Source organism: Streptomyces anandii JCM 4720 (assembly GCF_014650655.1).
Taxonomy (GTDB): domain Bacteria; phylum Actinomycetota; class Actinomycetes; order Streptomycetales; family Streptomycetaceae; genus Streptomyces; species Streptomyces anandii.
On sequence record NZ_BMVJ01000034.1, the window covers coordinates 11,139 to 26,529 of the forward strand.

Annotated in this window: 12 protein-coding genes and 1 pseudogene; 8 read left to right on the forward strand and 5 right to left on the reverse strand. The window is 69.9% G+C overall.

Annotated elements, in window-relative coordinates; translation table 11 throughout:
- Window positions 1-580: 580 nt before the first annotated feature.
- On the reverse strand, window positions 581-2,824 hold the full coding sequence (locus IE249_RS33470) for an MMPL family transporter (protein WP_189710957.1): 2,244 nt from the start codon (window positions 2,822-2,824) through the stop codon (window positions 581-583).
- 415 nt (window positions 2,825-3,239) lie between these two features.
- Between IE249_RS33470 and IE249_RS33475 the strand changes: the two genes are divergently transcribed.
- The 4 genes from IE249_RS33475 (at window position 3,240) to IE249_RS33490 (ending at window position 6,866) form a co-directional block, all read left to right on the forward strand.
- Window positions 3,240-4,307 (forward strand): sensor histidine kinase, encoded by a 1,068-nt coding sequence (locus tag IE249_RS33475; protein WP_229859844.1) that lies wholly within the window; start codon window positions 3,240-3,242, stop codon window positions 4,305-4,307.
- 3 nt (window positions 4,308-4,310) lie between these two features.
- Window positions 4,311-5,051: a response regulator transcription factor gene (locus tag IE249_RS33480; protein WP_229859846.1), complete on the forward strand. Its 741-nt coding sequence runs from the start codon at window positions 4,311-4,313 to the stop codon at window positions 5,049-5,051.
- 1,054 nt (window positions 5,052-6,105) lie between these two features.
- Complete coding sequence (locus IE249_RS33485) at window positions 6,106-6,558, forward strand: MarR family transcriptional regulator (RefSeq protein WP_189710961.1); 453 nt, start codon at window positions 6,106-6,108, stop codon at window positions 6,556-6,558.
- Window positions 6,555-6,866: a cyclic nucleotide-binding domain-containing protein gene (locus IE249_RS33490; RefSeq protein ID WP_189710963.1), complete on the forward strand. Its 312-nt coding sequence runs from the start codon at window positions 6,555-6,557 to the stop codon at window positions 6,864-6,866. The genes IE249_RS33485 and IE249_RS33490 overlap by 4 nt, the downstream gene beginning before the upstream one ends.
- A 158-nt stretch (window positions 6,867-7,024) precedes the next feature.
- On the opposite strand, the gene IE249_RS33495 is transcribed toward IE249_RS33490, so the two are convergent.
- Window positions 7,025-8,197, reverse strand: a complete 1,173-nt coding sequence (locus IE249_RS33495; protein WP_189710965.1) for a serine hydrolase domain-containing protein — start codon at window positions 8,195-8,197, stop codon at window positions 7,025-7,027.
- Between the two features lie 265 nt (window positions 8,198-8,462).
- Here IE249_RS33495 and IE249_RS33500 point away from each other — a divergent pair, with 265 nt between their 5' ends.
- The 4 genes from IE249_RS33500 (at window position 8,463) to IE249_RS33515 (ending at window position 11,610) form a co-directional block, all read left to right on the forward strand.
- A complete protein-coding gene (locus IE249_RS33500; RefSeq protein WP_189710968.1) occupies window positions 8,463-8,642 on the forward strand; it encodes a hypothetical protein in 180 nt (59 codons plus the stop codon).
- A 163-nt stretch (window positions 8,643-8,805) separates the two neighbouring features.
- Window positions 8,806-10,974, forward strand: a complete 2,169-nt coding sequence (locus tag IE249_RS33505; RefSeq protein WP_189710970.1) for a glycoside hydrolase family 9 protein — start codon at window positions 8,806-8,808, stop codon at window positions 10,972-10,974.
- Window positions 10,975-10,984: 10 nt separating this feature from the next.
- Window positions 10,985-11,239, forward strand: coding sequence for a hypothetical protein (locus IE249_RS33510; RefSeq protein ID WP_189710972.1), 255 nt, complete (start codon window positions 10,985-10,987; stop codon window positions 11,237-11,239).
- Window positions 11,236-11,610, forward strand: coding sequence for a PIN domain-containing protein (locus IE249_RS33515; RefSeq protein ID WP_189710973.1), 375 nt, complete (start codon window positions 11,236-11,238; stop codon window positions 11,608-11,610). Before IE249_RS33510 ends, IE249_RS33515 begins: the two co-directional genes overlap by 4 nt.
- Window positions 11,611-11,646: 36 nt before the next feature.
- On the opposite strand, the gene IE249_RS33520 is transcribed toward IE249_RS33515, so the two are convergent.
- The 3 genes and pseudogenes from IE249_RS33520 to IE249_RS39355 form a co-directional block, all read right to left on the reverse strand.
- Complete coding sequence (locus IE249_RS33520) at window positions 11,647-12,729, reverse strand: dipeptidase (protein ID WP_189710975.1); 1,083 nt, start codon at window positions 12,727-12,729, stop codon at window positions 11,647-11,649.
- A 194-nt stretch (window positions 12,730-12,923) separates the two neighbouring features.
- Window positions 12,924-14,420, reverse strand: coding sequence for a DNA primase family protein (locus IE249_RS33525; protein WP_189710978.1), 1,497 nt, complete (start codon window positions 14,418-14,420; stop codon window positions 12,924-12,926).
- Between the two features lie 366 nt (window positions 14,421-14,786).
- Window positions 14,787-15,391 (reverse strand): annotated as a pseudogene (locus IE249_RS39355) (hypothetical protein); the annotation flags it as partial.

The following is a 15,391-nucleotide window of genomic DNA, read 5'->3' on the forward strand; positions in this document are numbered from 1 at the left end:
CGACCTGCCGATCGAGGCGGTGGCCCGCAAGGTGGGCTACGAGAACGGCACCACGCTCACGTCCCTGCTGCGACGGCGCCTGGGCACCACACCCGGGCAGGTTCGGCGGCAAAGGGCGCCCGCTGAGCTCCCACCCCGCGGTGAAACGTGCTCACCGAACTCGTCCACCCCTTGAGCGGCCTGCCGGAGGGGCGGCGCACACTGGCGACGCCGGCACCAAGCCCGCGCCCGAGCCTGCCACTGCCGACGGCTCGCGCGCCTGCGGTTCACTGCCGAGGACCCGGCCCAGGTCATCGACAACGCGCGTGCGGTACTGACGTGTGTCGTCTCCCGGATGGGTGACTGGCCGATCACAGCTGATGGTGGTGGCACGCAGGAACCGACGAGTCGGGCGGCTGGGTGCGGGTGGCCACCACCGGCCGGCCCTTCGGAAGCGGTTCGCTGTCCTGGCTGATCGAGGCCAGCGGGGGCGCGGATCTCGTCTACGGGCCGTGAGCATCGACTCCCGTGGTCGCGAACTACCGCTGGAGTAGCAGGTGCAGGGGCATGGCTGCGCAGAAGGCCGCCTGCCGCGCCCCCGTCACTCTGTTCGGATCCGATCGTCACCGAGTTCGGTGGCATCCTCGAACCCCGGCGTTCCACCGGGTGTCCCGGCCCGTACCGAGTGGGCCGGGGCGCGGTGGCGTGGCCGGACGGGCCACCACAGGGAGCGGCCGAGAAGGGCGGCGAGTGCCGGGACCAGTCCGATGGACAGGACGAATGCCGACAGCAGGATGCCGAGGGCTGTCGCGAAGCCGATCTGCTGGGTCGAGGGGTCGGGATTGACGGCGAGGCTGCCGAATGAACCGGCCAGGACGAGTCCCGCGGTCGCGATGGCCGGTGCGGTGTGCCGTACGGCGCGGGCCACGGCCGAGCGGGCCGGCCCCGGGCGTTCCATCTCCTCCCTGATGCGGTCGCTCATGAGGATGTTGTAGTCCGTGCCCAGGGCGACCACGAAGAGGAAGAGGACGAGCGGCAGGGTGAAGTTGATGCCTGCCTGACCGCGCAGATGCTGGAACACGAGGGCGGAGGCGCCGAGTGTGGCGGCGAATCCGAGTCCGACGGAGATCATCAGTACGGCGGGTGCCAGGAGGCTGCGCAGCAGGACGATCAGGATGAGGGCGATGAGTGCGGCCGCTATGGGGAAGATCAGTCGGAGGTCTTCGGACACGGCGGTGGAGATGTCCGCGAAGATGGCCGCGGTGCCGCCGACGTGTGCCGTGGCGCCCGTGGGTGTGTGCCGCGCGACGGTCGCGCGCACCGGTCCGGACACCAGGTCGCGTGCTCTTTGGGTCTGGGCCTCGGCGGTCAGATACAGGCTGATGCGGGCGGCGTTGCCCGCCGCGTTGTAGACGATCGGACTGACTTGGCCCACGCCTTGTGTGCGGGTGAGCGCCGTGGAGAGGGCGTCGATGTCGTGCCGGTCGAGGGCGGATTCATGGTTGCCGGTGACGTAGACGTCGGTCGGGTCGGACGCTCCTGCGGGCAGGGAGCGGGAGATCTCCGCGGCGGTGGCCGCGGCCGGTGTGTCGCTGCTGGAGCTGCTGGTGCTGTAGTCCATCTTCATGCCGGCGGTTCCCACGGTCAGCACGCCCAGCAGGGCGATGGCGCCGGCTGTGACGGCGAGAGACCGGCGGGCGACGGCGTTGCCGAAGCGTCCGGCCGAGCCCTCGTGCGGCGCGCGTTCGAGGGTGCGAGAAGGCCAGAACATGGTGCGGCCGGTGACCGCGAGCATGGCAGGCATGAAGGTGAGGCTGGCCAGGAGCATGACCAGGACGGAGACCGCGATGGCGGGGCCGAGCACACGGAACTGGCCGAAGCCGGCGAGGCCGAGGGTGGCGAAGGCGGCGACGATGGTCAGTGCCGCCGAGGTGATCGCGATGCCCACCCGTCCGGTCACTTCGCCTGCGATCTCGCGTGCGCCGCGCTCGGGTTGCGCGCGCAGCCGTTCACGGAAGCGGAACAGCAGGAACAGGAAGTAGTCGATACCGATGCCGAGCAGCACCACGCTGATCAGCTGTGGCGTGCTGGGGTCCAGCCTGATCCCCGTGAGCAGTGCTGTGCCGACCACGGCGCCGGCAGCGGCTCCGCCGACGACGCTGACGGCCACCAGTGGGAGCAGAGCCGCCAGGACGCTGCGGAACACCAGCACGTTCAGCAGCAGGATCAAGGCGAAGGTGAGTACGCCGGCGACGGTGCTGGTGGTCTTCTCCGCCTCCTCCCTGTCGACGAGGTCGGCCAGGCCCCCGGTGAATCCGGCACGCAGTCCGTTCTGCGCGTATCTGTCGGAAGCGGTTTTCCGGAATTCTTTGAAGACGTTCTGCAGGCCCGGGTCGGTGGAATTGCCGGTGAGTGAAACGGTGAAGAGTACGAAAGTATGGTGCGGTGCCATCGTGCCGGGCGTCATCTTCGGGGCCTGCGAGTAGTCCCTGGCCAGGAAGCCGGGGGTGTCCTCGGGCCTCGGCATGGCGATGCGCTGTCTGCCGAGCGCGGCCGCGTCGGCCCGTGCGTGCCGCTGGTCGGCCGCGTCGAGCGGTCTGCCGTCGGCTCGTTTCACCAGCATGGTCACCGCGTTGGCGTCGGGCTTGATGCCGAACTTGTCCTCGGCGGTCTTCAACGCTGCCGCCGAGTCGTACTTCTCAGGCAGGAAGTCACCGAGCTGGCTCTCGGTGACCCGGTACATGAGCGCGTTGCCGGCCACGGCCAGTGCTATTCCCAGCAGTGCCCAGAGGGTGATGACTTTCCATGGATTCCTTGTGGAGAATCCGGTCAGGGCGCGGATCACGGGACTCCCGTTCGGGGCGGTTTCGGACAGTGTCCTTCCAGCGAATCACCGCAGTTGAGCCGGATCGTCCGAGCACGGGATGAAAACCCTCCGGGGCCCTGGCACCCGGCATCCCCGGTCAGGGGGACCGTGGTCCTGGTACCGTCTCAGCCCTGAGGGGGAGTCTTGGCGCCGGGCCCCGACGGACAATGACGCAAGTGGACATCGGTGCCCGGCAGGGCGTGCGGCCCCATAGGGGAGAACATCCGTCATGGTGACGCATCGCAGCACCGTTTCGAGGTGCTCGGGACTGCGCGGGCGCCTGGTCCCCAGGGACGCCGGCGCCGCGCCATGGACTCGTAACGACGCTCTGATAACCGTCGGCGCCGGTGTGCTGGACCTCGTCGGATACATCGGCTCCATGGATGTCACAGGCATGCCCGTATCGGCTGTCGGGGCCCTGGGACTGATGGTGTCCGCGCTGCCGCTCCTCGTGCGGCGGCGCTTCCCGCACGTCGTCATGACCGTCACCCTTGTACTCGACGCGCTGCTGAACCTGACCGTGTCCATAGGAGTGCACTTCGGTGCCTCCTTGACGGTCGCTCTCTACTCGGCCGCCCGGACCGGCCGTTCAGGGGCGACGGCCGCCCTGACGACCGGGGCGATCGGCGTCACCCTCCTCACCCCGGACCTCGCCGCCCCCCGCGGGTGGTTGAACGTGAGCAGTGCCTGCCTCGGCGCCTGCCTCATCGTCGCCACCGCCCTCGTGGTCAACCGGTGGCAGCAGGAAACGGAAGCCAACCACCGGCTCCTCGCCGACCGCGCGGTGGCCGAGGAGCGCCGCCGCATCGCCCGGGAACTGCACGACATCGTCGCCCACCGCATCACCACCATGCAGCTGATGGCCGGCGGCGCCCGCGCCAACCTCGACCACGACCCCGGCATCGCCCGCGAGGCCCTGACCACCCTCGAGAAGTCGGGGCGACTGGCCCTGCGCGAGATGCGGCAACTCCTCGACGTCCTGAGGACCGACGAGGACCGCACACCCGACCGGCGCTCCGCCCCGGAAGCGCCACAGCCCGGCCTGGCCGACCTCGATCACCTGGTCGAAGAATCCCGGCAGGCCGGACAACCCGCCGAACTGACACTCGACGGCGCCCCCGGGCCCCTGCCCCCGGTGCTCGGCCTCACCCTCTACCGGATCGTGCAGGAAGCACTGACCAACGCCCGGAAACACGCCGGTCCCGCCGTCCCGGTGAAGATCCGCCTCATCTCGCAGCCCGAACGCATCCGTGTTTCCGTCACCGATCAGGGCTCAGGACTCGGCACGGAGCGCGCCCCCGTGCCCGGCGCAGGAAGCGGCGGATACGGGCTGATCGGCATGCGTGAACGGGTCGCCCTGCACGGCGGCACCCTCGAAGCCGGACCGCTCCCCGGCACCGGCTTCCGCGTCGTGGCCAGCCTGCCGCTCGGAACACGGCCGGACCAGGACAAGGAGAGCTGACCGGTGAGCGATACCGACGCCGTGGACGGGACCGTGGCCGCGGACGGCCCCACGGTGCGGGTCCTGATCGCGGACGACCAGCCGCTCGTGCGCCGCGGGCTGGCCCTGATCCTCGCACCCGCCCCCGCGATCACCGTGGTCGCCGAGGCGGAAAACGGTGAGCAGGCCCTCGCGCTCGCCCGCCGGCACCGTTCCCACGTCGTCATCATGGACATCCGCATGCCCGTCCTGGACGGAGTGGCCGCCACCCAGCGCCTGACCCGGGAACTGCCCGAATGCCGGGTACTGGCCCTGAGCACCTTCGACATGGACGAGTACGTGGTCGCCGCGCTGCGCGCCGGCGCGTCCGGTTTCCTGCCCAAGGACAGTTCCCCCGAGGAGCTGGTGGCCGCCATCCGCACCGTCCACTCCGGCGAGGCGGCCGTCGCACCCCGCCTGCTGACCCGGCTGATCTCCACCTACGTCAAACCCGAGCGGACAGCGCCCCCGAGCCGCCCAGGGCCTGCCTCCGCACACACCGCCGGCCTGACCCCACGCGAAGTGGAGGTCTGGCGCCTGCTGGCCACCGGCCTGGACAACCACGAGATCGCGCACGCCATGCGGATCAATGTCTCCACCGTCAAGAACTACATCACCAGCATCTTCGACAAACTCGCGGTCCGTGACCGGGCCCAGGCCGTCATCGCGGCCTACGAATCAGGCCTCGTAGCAGTACGGCAGGCGACCGGGACCGACACCATGTGAGGCTCCGCTCCGTGTGAGTGGACGCGTTCCTCTGCCCACGTCCGGTGCGCAGCCCGGGACTGCGGTGGCAGTCACCACCACGGGGGGCAGGCCGTCCATGGCCGGGAGGGTCCCGTCCTTCCTCGCTCTGCGGACGGTGCCGATCCCCTTCCCCTGCCGGACGGGTCATCCGCGCAAGCCGCGGACCGGACCGGCGTGACGTGCCGCTCTCGGGCAGGGCGCCGAGGGTCGGCAGCTCCTCAGCCCTGGCGGGCTTGCGGTGCCCCGACGGGGTGGCGTGCCACCGTCGGCGGCGGCCCGGTCCGCCGGAGTCCTTCAAAGCCGGAACGTGGCTGAGCCCGGGAAGGGGTCGCGGTGACATACGCGCGCCTGCTCGTTCGGCCGAGCGCATCGTCGTGGCGGGCTTTCGGTGGCCGAGGTCGGCATGGGGCGGGTGGAGCCGACGGCGATCGAGCAGGTGCGGGCCTCCCTGACCGGACGGCGGATTGTCGGGCCGGTGCGGTGAGCCGGGGACGCGAAAGGGAAAGCAACGGGGGAGTGGTGAGCCCGGGTGAGCCGGCTTGCCGGACCCGTGTGGAGGTTGGACATGAGGCCGACCACGCAGCTCCTGCCAAGGGAAGAGAGCGCACCCGCCATTTGCCCTCTGACCTGCACAGATACCTCGAACCACCAAGATCGGCCGAACTGCCAGGCAGTTCCGTCGATCGTGGAGGGCGATCCTGCGGTCTGAGTGCACGGATCCCTCGGTCTTGGCACCCGGTTCCCCAGGCCGTGCACAGCGTTTCCTCGGACTGGGACAGCGGTTGAGGGAACTGCCACCACGGTTCAGGGATCTGGGTACCAAGACCCTACGGTCGTACCAGATTGACGTGACGTACATGAGTCGAGGGGGGAACAGCGGCCGGTTCGGCGGACTTCTCCCCGGCCGCGGCGGCAAGCGACACGGCCGACAAGCGGAGTTGATTGACTTCCTGCTCATGTACGTTATGTTCATCTGGTCGGCCTCCCGGCCGTCCCATCTGAACGTCCGTACCCCCCTGCAGGGAGAGGTCCGTTGGGAGCAGTACGCAGGCTGGTCGACGCCGACACCGGCGAGCCGGTCCCTTATGCGCCGTACGCCTTCTCCGGCAGGCACACACAGGTCGACAAGTCCCGTGTCGAGGCCATCACCGAATCGAAGGCGTTCACGCCCAGTCAGAAGTTCCTCGTACTGTGGTGGATCGGTGTGTCTCCGGAAGGCCTGGAGCCGTTGAGGGCCACCGGAGCCGACATCGCCAAGCGCGTGGGGATGTCCACCGACGCCGTGGGGAAGATCAACAGGAAGCTGGCCAAGCACCGGATCCTGATCGTGCGGGGGCGCATCGGCAACTACAACTTCTACCGGATCAGCCCCTACATCGCGTTCCACGGCACGGGGCTCGAGCAGCGTGAAGCAGTGAAGACGTGCAACCCGCCGGACATTCCCGGTTTCGATGAGAGGACCCCTGCGCGGTGGGAGGCTCAGTGACGAGCGACGACAAGCAGAAGAACCTCGAACTGCTCGAGGCCACGGCCGGCATGACCGCCAATCAGCGTCTCGTCGTCATGCTGTACGCCCTGCACCCGACCGACCGATCCGGCGCGGTCCTGGAGACGGCCGCCAACCTGGCGAAACTCGTCGGCATGGCCCCTCCGGTCTTCTCACGCACCCGCAAGCAGGTCATCGAGGCCGGCTGGCTCGAGCAGACGGAGAAGATCGGGCACATCAAGTACTACCGCCTCGACCCCAAGCACCTGGGGGAGAACGTCGTCGTCCCCCTCCGGCGCGCAACCTGACACGTCCTGCGGACCGCACCTCATGTACGTCACGTCAATGAGGTGCGGTTCCTGGGACGTGCCCATGGCCGTCCGGTCAATCCCTCAGGAAGCGGAGGCCTCCGCGGGCGGACGGGAAGGTGGTTTCAGCGGCGCGGACCGCGCAAGCGGGGCGTCTCTCAGCGGCACAGGGCCGTGTCGACGGCTTTCTCCACGTGTTCGGCGGTCGGCTTGTCGTGTGGCTCGTCGGTCACGGCGATGTTGGCGGCGCGGCCGTCGGCGGTGGCGCCGCCGCGGGTCCGGTAGCCGGGGATGTCGCCGCCGTGGCCCCAGTAGACGCCGCCGCACGACAGTGGCCTGCTCACGAGTCCCAGTCCGTAGCGGACGCCCCGGCCCAGGAGGGGCGCGGGGACGGTGGTCTGCATCTGGGCGAGCTGGGCGGCCGGTATGAGCCGGCCGGCCAGAAGCGCCGAGTAGAAGCGGTCGAGGTCGGAGTTGGTCGAGATCAGCGCTCCTGCCGCCCAGGCCCAGGAGGGATCCATCCGCGTGAAGTCACGCAGTGCTCCGGTCGCCGGGTCCTTGAAGTAGCCGTGGGGGTGCGGTCCTCGCACGCGCATGTCACCGGGGGCCGGGAAGTAGGTGTCGCGCAGGCCGATGCGTTCGATGACGCGCTGGTCGATCTGCTCACCGACGGGACGACCGGTGACCTTCTGCACGATCAGGCCGAGCAGCAGGTAGTTGGTGTTGCTGTACTCCCACCGCGTTCCCGGAGGGAAGTGGGCCTTGCCGCGCAGAGCGATGTCGAGGAGATCGCGGGGTTCGACGTACCGGTGGCGCATGCCCGGGATGTCGAGCGAGTCGGCGTAGTCAGGGAGTCCGCTGGTGTGCTGCAGTAACTGCCGGACGGTGATGTGGCGTCCGTCGATTCCGTCCCCGCGCACCAGTCCGGGCAGGTAGGTGTCGACTGTGGCGCCGAGACCGACCTTGCCTTCGCCGACCAGTTGCAGCACGACCACCGCGGTGAACGCCTTGGTGTTGCTGCCGATCCGCACCCTGCCGTCGGCAGGCACCTTCGCGTGTGTGGCCAGGTCGGCGACTCCCGCAGCGTAGGTGCGAGTCCGCCCGTCACGGCCCTTCACACTTGCCAGGGCGGCAGGCATTCCATCGGTGTGCACCAGAGCGTCCAAGCTCTGCTGGACTTTGTCCGGCGCGGTGGCGGACACGGCCGAGGACGCCAGTGCCGCGGAGGTGATGACACCGAGGGCCAGCACAGCGGCGATCGAGGCGGTTCTGCGCCGAGCGCTCCGGTGCCGCTTGGAAGAACGAGACGCTTGCCTTACCTGTTCGCGCACGAGCCGACTCCAGAAATCGTCGAAGATGCCAGTGGTCTGTGACCCCACCAGCCTCTCCGGAAAGGCCGTCCGAGACGATCCTGGCAGCCGGAGGCCCGGGGTGGGGCTACCCCCCGGGGCCGGCACGGTAAGTGGGCCAGGGGCGTTGACCCGGTGCCCTTCCTGCCACTAGCGTCCGCGCAGCGACAGGAAACTTTCCCAACAGTAGGTTCTTACGGCGGGTGTTCCCGCTCCCCTCTGCTCCGTGCAGCCAAGGAGCCATTTCATGAACCCTGTTCACAGGCGCACCCGGCGGCCCGACACGGCTTCGGCCCTGATCACCGCACTGGCCGCTTTGGGTCCCGCCGCGGCCGCGCCTGCGGCGCGCGCGGCGACCCCCTTCCCGGCGCACGTCTTCGCGCCCTGCTCCGGTGACGGCCCGGCAGACGTCGCGCCGAACCCCTAAGACGCCACCTGCGCCGTCTTCGACGGCATCACGGCCAACTGACCCGGCCCTGACCAGCCGCGGAGCAGCACAACGGGGGACACCACTCCCTCCGTCCTTTCCGCCCCCACTCCGCCCCCACTCCGTCCCCACTCCGTCCCCACGTCGTTCGTCGGGAGATCCCTTGTCCGCACAGCCTCCGCGCCAGGAGCGACAGCTCAGAGCGGTGGTCGCGGCCGTCGCCGCCACCGGCGTCCTCGCCACCCTCGCGGTGACCACCGCATCCCCGGCCGAAGCCGTCTCCGCTTCCCGGATCCGCGTCGACCAGGCGGGATACCTGCCCGGTGAGGCCAAGCAGGCCTACCTGATGACCGGGTCGGCGGTCAGCGGCGCGAGCTTCAGCGTCATCGACTCCTCCGGCGCCACCGTCCTGTCCGGAAACGTCGGCAGCACCAGCATCGGCTCATGGAACTCGGCCTACCCGGACGTGTATCCGGTCTCCTTCACCGGCCTCACCACCCCGGGCACGTACCGCATCGAGGTGTCCGGCGGCACCACGGCCTCCTCGCCGTCCTTCACCGTCAAGAGCGCCGAATCGCTCTACGGCGAACTCGTCGCCGACGGTGTCACCTTCTTCCAGACCCAGCGCGACGGTTCCGACGTCATCGCAGGCGCACTGAACCGTCAGGCCTCCCACCTCCACGACGCCTCCGCCAACGTCTACGCCTGGCCCTCCTTCGAGTCCGGCGGCAGCGACACCATCACCAACAGCGACCTCAGGAAGACCGGCGGTCCGGTGGACGTCTCCGGCGGCTGGTTCGACGCGGGCGACTACCTCAAGTTCACCCACACCACCGCCTACGGCGACGCCCTGCTGTTCGCCGCCCAGCGCGCCCTGGGCAGCGCCGCGCCGGCCTCCCTCGGCGCCGAGGCGCACTTCGGCGAGACCTGGCTGAACAAGGCGTGGAACCAGAGCACCAGGACGCTCTACCTCCAGGTCGGCATCGGCTCCGGCAACTCAGCGGGGACCTTCACCGGCGACCACGACCTGTGGCGGCTGCCGCAGAAGGACGACTCCGACAGCGCGAGCAAGGACCGTTACGCCGCGGCGCACCGCCCCGTGTTCCAGGCCGCCGGCGCGGGCGTCAAGGTGAGTCCCAACCTGGCCGGGCGCGTCTCCGCCGCGTTCGCGCTGGCCGCGCAGGTCGACGCCACCTCCGACCCGAAGCGGGCCGCCGCCGAGTACACGGCGGCGACCTCGCTCTACGCGAACGCCAGGACCAGCAACCCGCCCAGCCCGCTCACCACCACCCAGCCCAACGGCTACTACCCGGAGTCGACCTGGCACGACGACATGGAGTTCGGCGCCGCGGAGATCGCCCTCGCCGCGAAGGCGCTCGGCCACGACCCCTCCGCCTACGTCTCCCAGGGGGCGAGGTGGGCGAGCGACTACCTCGCCTCCGACAGCGGCGGCGACACCTTCAACCTGTACGACACCAGCGCGCTCGCGCACGCCGACCTCATCAAGGCGATCACCGCCGCGGGCAACCCCTCCGGCCTCGCCGTGACCACCGCCCAGCTGATCGCCGACCTCAAGAAGCAGGTCAAGACCGGCGCCACCAAGGCGGCCTCGGACATCTTCCACGCCGGCGGCAACTACGCCGAATTCGACGTCGACTCCCACACCTTCGGTCTCATCGCCACCGAGGCGCTGTACCGGCAGGCCAGCAACGACAGGTCCTACGCCGGCTTCGCCACCGAACAGCGCGACTGGCTGATGGGCGCCAACCCGTGGGGCACCAGCTTCATGGTCGGCGAGGGAAGCACCTTCCCGCACTGCCCGCAGCACCAGGTCGCCAACATCTCCGGCAGCACCGACGGCACCGGCGCCATCGCCACCGGCGCCGTCGTCAACGGCCCCAACGGCTCCGGCCAGTTCTCCGGCGGCCTCGACTCCTACCAGACCGGCATGGTCGCCTGCCCGCCCGGCGGCAGCGACCACTTCTCCGCCTACACCGGTCACGGCAGCCGCTACGTCGACGACGTCCGCTCCTGGCAGAGCAGCGAACCGGCCATCGACATGACCGGCACCGCCATCCTCGGTGCGGCGCTGCAGCAGGAGGCCGCCGGAGGCGACGCCACGCAGGACTTCTCCGCCGGCATCGCACCGGCCTCCGGCACGGTCACGGCCGGTCCATCCGCCACCACCCCCGTCGGCACGTCCGTGACTTCCGGCAGCGCTCAGCCGGTGTCCTTCCGGCCTGCCCGGCGGCGCCACGGCGGCCCTGCGCCACGGGCTGCACGTCGACACCGCGGAGAACACCACGGCGACTACCATGTCTACCGGCGGTAGAATCGTCACCATGAGCAAGCCCACCAGCATCAAGACCAGCGAGGAAGTGCGTGACCGGCTGCGCACCCTCGCGGAGGAGCGCGGCACCACGATCACGGAGCTGCTGGAGGACCTCGCCAGCCGCGAGCTCACGGTCGCCGAGCGGGAGCAGCGCGCCCGGGAGGCCGCCCGGGAGCTCGGCGTCGAGTACACCGAGCAGGTCCAGCGGGCCGGCCAGGACGCCTGGGCGAAGATCCGCGCCCATCAGGGCGGCGCCGCCGCATGAACGTGACGGCAGTCCTGGACCACACGGCTCTGGCCGCCCTGTACCGCGCGGATCACTTCTTCACCGGCCTCTACATCGAGGCATCCCGTGGCACCGGCCGGGTCGTCGTCCCGTCGCTGTCCATGGTGGCCGCCGAGCGGCAGGTCGCCGGTGCGGGCAAGCACGCGGCGTCCCTGCGGTTCGCGGAGAACGTGCCGTTCACCGCGGCGCACGCCGTGGATGCCATGGACTGGACGAACGTCGACTGGCCGGTGGCACACGCCGCGGCGATCGCCTGGCAGGCGGTGAGGCAGGGGGAACCGCTCACCGTCCTGTCGCTGGAACCCGAGCTGTACGCGGGCACCGGCATCACTCCGCTGAACCCGACCTGAACTTCGCCCCGGCCGCCCGCGGCCCGCACGATCAGGTCACCGAGCGGCTGCCGACGGGCTGACCCCGCAGGGCGCCCCTGTCGCGGGCGCGGCGGGTCTGCCGAGCTCGGCGCGGAACAGCCTCAGCACGTTGGCGCCCAGCACGAGCTGGATGTGTTCCTCGGACCAGCCGCGAGCCTGGAGTGCCTCGGTGACCAGCGGCAGTCCTGCCGGGCCCTCGAGCCCCGGCAGGAACCGGTGGGTGGGAACGCTCTCGACGAAAGGGGTCTCACAGCACGGCGGCGTGACGTCCTCGAGAACCTCTTTCACGAAGTCGGGACCCAGGCCGACCTTGTCGACGCCCATGACGCCGACGATGTGCTCGATGTGGTCGATCAGCCGGTCGATGCGGTGGTCGGTGTCATGGAGGAAGGGGGCGAAGAAGTTGACGCACACCACGCCGCCGTTCGCCGCGATCGCTCTGAGCTGGTCATCGGTGAGGTTGCGGTGGTGGTCACGCAGCGCACGGGCCGACGAATGGGTGGCGATCACCGGACGGCCGGCAAGTTCCAGGACGTGGTCGACGCCGGCCGCGCCCAGATGGCTGACGTCGAAGAGCATCCCCAGCCGCTCCATCTCGGCGAGCGCGGCGACCCCGGCCCTGGTGAGCCGGCTGCCCGCGGCGTCCTCGCCACTGCCGTCGGCGAGGGCGGTGCGCCCGAAGTGCGCGAGCGAGGCGATGCGCACACCGAGCCGGTACAGCGTCTCCAGGAGCTCGACGTCCTCACCCACACCCGGCGCGCTCTCCAGCGCGAGCACCAGCGCGATCCGGTTCCCCTCGAGCGCGGTGCCGATGTCCGCGCCGTCGTAGCACAGCTCGACGGCTTCACGGTTGCCGCGGGCCACGCGGTGAGCGGCCTCGATCATGCGCAGGGTGTGCCGCAGCGCGCCCTCGGGCCGGAACACGTCGTCGACGAAGACCGGGAGCACCTGCAGATCGACGCCGCCGGCCTGCAGCTGCGGAAGCCAGCGCTCGCGGAAGTGGGCTGCCCACCGGTCGACCGGGCGACGGACGATCGCGTCGAGCAGATCGTTGTGCGTGTCCGCGACGACGCTGCGCCGGTGCAGACCATGAGTCATCGCAAGTCCTCCTCAGGGGCGGCATCGGCGTGTCCCGGCGTCCGCTCCTGTTCGTCATTCCGTCGTACCGAATCGGCGTGGTGATGTCCGCCGGAAACGCTAGGCGCCGGCCCGCACGGTCACCTCGTCCGCGCCGATGAATCCGCGACGTCGATTCCGTCCGGGCGAGGACGTGTGCACGGGTACGGGCCCGCTCATTCGGCTTCCAGCAGGGCGATGCCGGGGTAGTACTTGCGGCCGTTGGATTTGATCATGTCGGCTGCCGAGCCGAGACCGAGTTCCTGGCGGACACGGGTGGCGAAGGCGCGCGGGGTGGCGGCGTGGACGCCTTCGCCGGCGTCGCACCAGGTGGTGTACTGGGCGTAGAGCAGGCCCTGTTCGACGCGCAGGTCGGTGGACGCGCCGGTGCCGCGGGTGCAGCGGTCCGCGAGGAAGCGGCCGATGTGGTCTTCGGTGTCGGCGTAGGCGGTGGTGGCCATGCGGACGCGGTCGGGGCCCTCCAGGGGGTCGCGGGTGGCGAGATAGCGGCGGGCGCCGTCGATGAGCCATTGCAGGATTCCGGGCCCTTCGTCGACGACGAGCTCGGAGGCGAGGTTGTCGATCCGGCGCTCGGCGGGGACGATGCGGGTGAAGGACAGCAGGCGGATGCGGCGCCAGAAGGCGAATCCGCCGGTGGACACCTCCGGGCGGTGGTTGCCCAGCAGCCACAAGTGGTGCGTCGGTGTGAAGGAGAAGTAGTCCTTCCCCATCCGGCGTGCTTTGATCCTGTCGCCTCCGGTGAGAAGGCGGACGCGGGTCTCGTCGAACCTGTCGTTGGGTTTCAGCTCGCTGCACACCACCAGGCGGCGGCCGCGGAGTTCGGTGAGTTCGGTCGAGTGTTCCGAGATGGCGCCACGGTCCATGAGGAGGCCGGGCGGGGCCGCGTCCGCGTATTCCCCCAGGACCTGGATCATGGTGTCGAGCAGGACGGACTTGCCGTTCCTGCCCTCACCGTGAAGGAAGGGCAGGACCTGGGCACCGACATCACCCGTGATGGAGTAGCCGAGCAGCAGGTGCAGGAAGTCGATCATCTCCCGGCCTTCGGCGTCTTCGCCGAAGGTGTCGGCCAGGAAGCGGTTCCAGCGAGGGGTGTCCGTCCGCCTGGGTATGACGGTGGTGGCACGGGAGTGACAGTCCCGCAGGGGATCGGGTGCCCGCAGCCGGCCCGTGCGCAGGTCGACGACGCCGGCGGGCGTGCACAGGGTGTAGGGGTCGCCGTCGAGGGCGTCGGGGTCGATGGACAGTTCGGGTGCCGCCTTGGCCTGGGCGAGCAGGGCCTTCATGCCCGTGGTGGAGAGCGTCTTCTTCTTGTGGTGTGCGAGTTCGCGGTCGGAATAGACCCCGTTCGGGTCGGTGTCGGGGAGGTTCTCGGCCATCTCGCCGGCGGCCCACAGAGCGGCCTTGTCCCCTCCGGTGCGCTTCCAGCGGCAGCCGTCCCAGGCGAACCAGCCCAGCCCTTCGACATGGCGGACCTGCTCGCGGTAGAGCTGTACGAACAGGCGGGCATTGCCGCGGTCGGTGAGCGATGGCGGCACCTGGGCGAGCCGCGCCGCACAGTCCAGCAGGGAGGGCTGCTCGGCAGCCTTGAGGCCGGACATGTGCCGAACGGCGGTCTGCGGATCGGACTGCGGCGTGCTCTCGGCGCTGCTCATGAAAACGTCCTTCGAGGTGGAACGGGCGGACCGACGCCGCGGCAGGCGCGTCGTCGGCGGACTTCTCGTCGCGGGCTGTCAGGCGGAGGGGCGGGCTTCGCGGTCACTGGGTCTGGTCCGCGCACATCTGTCACAACGGCGGGCGCCCGCGACAGGGTCACCGGCGGCGCGGTGGGCTTGCCCGGCCGGGCCCGCGGGGGCAACCGCACACTGCCCGGCCTGACGCGGAAGCCGGTCGGGCACCGTGCGGCGGTCGTGGACCGGCGGTGACGGCCTTCGGGGCGAACTTTCCTCGCCGGGCACCGCACTGGCGGCCCTCGAAGGACGTGGTTCGTGCGGGTCCCTCACAGCACCGCACGTGCGCGGCTAGTCCCCCATGCCCCACCCCCGCTGCAACACTCGTCGGCGCCACTGCACGAACTCCCTCTCGGGATCTCCGGTGCAGCACCACGGCGCACTGGTGGCGCGGCGGCCGAGCAGCCGGAACACGGCGCCCGCGATGTGCCACTGTCCGGCCCAGCACGCGGCATGAGCCAGGCAGTTGAGGTCCCTCAGCTCGCCGGGCTGGACGTGTCCGCTCTTTCGTGCGCCCAGCCAGCGGTACCAGGTGCGCTCCACGTCGTAGACCGCACCCTCGTTGTTCCAGTACAGGCTGATCCCCAAGGGAGCGCAGCGTTCTCCCCGTGCCTCCCTCTCCATGGTGAAGCGGTACTGCTCGACGCGGGCGTACTGCACCAGGACCGGCAGTGCGCAACCGAACGGGGCCATACTCGCGGCCTCGCTGGCGAAGTCGTACATCTGACCGTGTGTGCCGTGCCAGCGCAAGGAGTAGTAGTGGAGCATCTGGAGGTGGCCTTCGACGTTGTACGGATCACGCTCGCGCAGCATGTGCCACCAGCGTCTGAGGTCCTGGCAGCGCACTCCGCCGGGAACCAGCCGTGCGACGCAGATGAGAGAGATCCAGGGCGTGG